At 68.6% G+C, this 2,916-nt stretch carries 3 protein-coding genes; all 3 read left to right on the plus strand.

Translation table 11 applies throughout. From position 1 onward, the window contains the following. Positions 1-291 precede the first annotated feature (291 nt). Complete coding sequence (gene rpmE, locus ACLML9_RS28330; RefSeq protein WP_411948362.1) at positions 292-522, plus strand: 50S ribosomal protein L31; 231 nt, start codon at positions 292-294, stop codon at positions 520-522. 99 nt (positions 523-621) lie between these two features. Then, on the plus strand, positions 622-1,698 hold the full coding sequence (gene prfA / locus ACLML9_RS28335; RefSeq protein WP_411948363.1) for a peptide chain release factor 1: 1,077 nt from the start codon (positions 622-624) through the stop codon (positions 1,696-1,698). 106 nt (positions 1,699-1,804) lie between these two features. Continuing rightward, positions 1,805-2,680 (plus strand): peptide chain release factor N(5)-glutamine methyltransferase, encoded by an 876-nt coding sequence (gene prmC, locus ACLML9_RS28340; protein WP_411948364.1) that lies wholly within the window; start codon positions 1,805-1,807, stop codon positions 2,678-2,680. Positions 2,681-2,916 lie beyond the last annotated feature (236 nt).

Genomic DNA, 2,916 nt, shown 5'->3' on the forward strand with positions numbered 1-2,916 from the left:
TCCCGCCCCCGCTTAATTGGCCCCGGCGGGGGCCGACCTCCCCCCACGGTCCCCCCGCTCGTGTTTTCCGGGGGCGTGGCCGGGTGGTTTCCGGGGGGGCGCAGGGCGGGACACCGCGAGCGTGCGGAACAAATCCCGGGGCGGGGGCGTTGCAGCAGGCATCGGTGGTTCTGGCATACTTGGCCGCCGTGCGTCTGCGATTCGCGCAGACAATCCCGCCTGAAGTCGGTTCCGGTTCACGTTCGAGGTAGAGGCCCGAGCGACCCGGCGACCAATATCGAGAGGACACCCATGAAGGCAGGAATTCACCCGACCTACGTCGACACCACGGTGGTCTGCGGTTGCGGTAATACCTTCCAGACCCGCTCCACCAAGGAATCGGGACAGATCACCGTCGAGGTCTGCTCGCAGTGCCACCCGTTCTACACCGGCAAGCAGAAGATCCTGGACACCGGTGGTCGCGTGGCCCGCTTCGAGGCCCGCTACGGCAAGCGTGCCAAGAAGGAAGCCGACGCCGAGTAGCTTTCTCGCCAACGCCCGGTCCTGCCCAGTCGCAGGCCGGGCGTTGGTGTTTTTCTGCCCACCCTCCCCGCGTCGTCCTTTCGAGTAGGAGCCACGTTCATGGCCGAGAAAACCGCACCGTCCGCGATCGACGATGTGCTGGCCGAATACGCCGGACTGGAAACCCAGCTGGCGGACCCGGCCCTGCACAACGACCCGGACGCCGCGCGACGGGTCGGGAAGCGGTTCGCCGAACTGGCCCCGGTGATGACCACCTACAAGAAACTCTCCGCCACCCGCGACGACCTCGAAGCCGCCCGGGAACTGGCCGCCGACGATGCGGCATTCGCCGCCGAGGTCCCCGGCCTCGAGGAACAGCTCGAAGAACTCGAGAAACAACTCGCCGATCTACTCGCCCCCCGCGACCCGCACGACGGCGACGATGTGGTGCTGGAGGTGAAATCCGGTGAAGGCGGCGAAGAATCGGCACTGTTCGCCGCCGACCTGGCCCGGATGTACGTCCGGTACGCGGAACGCCGCGGCTGGAAGGTCGAAATCCTCGATGCGGCCGTGTCCGACCTCGGTGGTTACAAAGAAGCGACACTGTCCATCAAGAGCCGCGACGCCGCCCGCGACGGTGTGTGGTCGCGGTTCAAGTTCGAAGGCGGCGTGCACCGGGTGCAGCGGGTGCCGGTCACCGAATCGCAGGGCCGTGTCCACACCTCGGCCGCCGGCATCCTCATCTACCCCGAACCCGACGAGGTCGAAGAAGTACAGATCGACGAGAGCGATCTGCGCATCGACGTCTACCGCTCCTCCGGCAAGGGTGGCCAGGGCGTCAACACCACCGACTCGGCGGTCCGCATCACCCACCTGCCCTCCGGGATCGTCGTCACCTGCCAGAACGAACGTTCGCAGCTGCAGAACAAGGCCCGCGCCATGCAGGTCCTGGCCGCCCGCCTGCAGGCCCTGGCCGAAGAACAGGCCGAACAGGAAGCCGCGGAAGGCCGGGCCGGACAGATCCGCACGGTCGACCGCTCCGAACGCATCCGCACCTACAACTTCCCGGAGAACCGCATCGCCGACCACCGCATCGGCTACAAGGCACACAACCTCGACGCGGTCCTCAACGGCGAAATGGACGCCCTCCTGGACGCCCTGGCCACCGCCGACCGCGCCGCCCGCATGGCCGAGTAGCTGTGTTTATCGGCGTGAATTCCCAACCCCACGTCACGAGCGCGCCTGACCTTCACAAATCGGCCCGTCCTCGACCCCGCGCCCGCCGACCCGCCAGAATGTCACGGTGACCCGCGTTCAACTCCGTTCTGTGCTCGCCGAAGCGACGGAAGTTCTCGGTGCGGCCGGAGTGCCCAGCCCACGCGTCGACGCCGAGCAGCTGGCAGCGCATGTGCTGGGTGTGGAGCGCTCCCGGCTCCTGCTGAACCCGCTGATCGGGGCGGAGCAGCTCGCCGACTATCGGGCGCTGGTGGCGCGCCGGGCCGAGCGGGTGCCGCTGCAGCATCTGACCGGGCGCTCGTATATGGGTGAGATCGACCTCGCGGTGGGTCCCGGCGTTTTCGTGCCCCGCCCGGAGACCGAGTTGTTGTTCGCCTGGGCGCTCGCCCACCTGGAGGCGGTCCGCCACGATCACACGCCGGTGGTGGTGGACCTGTGCACGGGTTCGGGCGCGCTCGCTCTCGCGGTGGCGCACGCCCGGCCCGATGCCGATGTGCACGCGGTGGAATTGGATCCCGGCGCACTGGGCTGGGCCCGCCGCAATGCCGACCAGTGCGCCGCCGACGGCGATACCCCCATCACCCTGCACCACGACGACGTGACCGACCCGCATCTACTCACCGAACTCGACGGTTACGTCGATCTCGTCGTCGCCAACCCGCCCTATATCCCCGACGGCGCCGAACTGTCCCCCGAGGTGGCCCGCCACGACCCGCACCGCGCCCTCTTCGGCGGCCCCGACGGCCTGGATGTGATCCGCCCCCTGGTGCCGCTCATCGGCCGTCTGCTCCGGCCCGGTGGGGGAGCGGCGATCGAGCACGACGACAGCAACGGCGGGGAACTCGCGCGCCTACTGGCGGCGGACGGGCGATTCACCGGGATCATCGAGCATCCGGACCTGGCCGGGAAGCCACGGTTCGTCGCCGCTGTGCGAGTGAGCTGACGGGTTCCATTCGCGGCCGTCCGAGCGCCCGCCTCCTATGAGGGGGGCCTATTGTCCGGGCAGGGCTTGTCGGCGTAGCCGTGCGCGGGGGCCCACATTCGGAATCCGGTGCGGGCACGCTCTGCCGAGGCAGGACATGTGGGCTCGCTCGTGAAGGTGCTGTGTTTTTTGGCGCGCCTCCGGCGCGCGGGGTTGAGGCCCCCTGGGTCTCGACCCTTTGTGGTGGGTGGTAGGAC

It is taken from the genome of Nocardia sp. NPDC002869 (genome assembly GCF_046764065.1).
Taxonomy (GTDB): Bacteria; Actinomycetota; Actinomycetes; order Mycobacteriales; family Mycobacteriaceae; genus Nocardia; species Nocardia rhamnosiphila.

What these genes read in the sequence shown, in the direction of transcription:
- rpmE (WP_411948362.1), top strand. Translation starts at nt 292, where the DNA reads ATGAAGGCAGGAATTCACCCGACCTACGTCGACACCACGGTGGTCTGC.
- prfA (WP_411948363.1), top strand. Translation starts at nt 622, where the DNA reads ATGGCCGAGAAAACCGCACCGTCCGCGATCGACGATGTGCTGGCCGAA.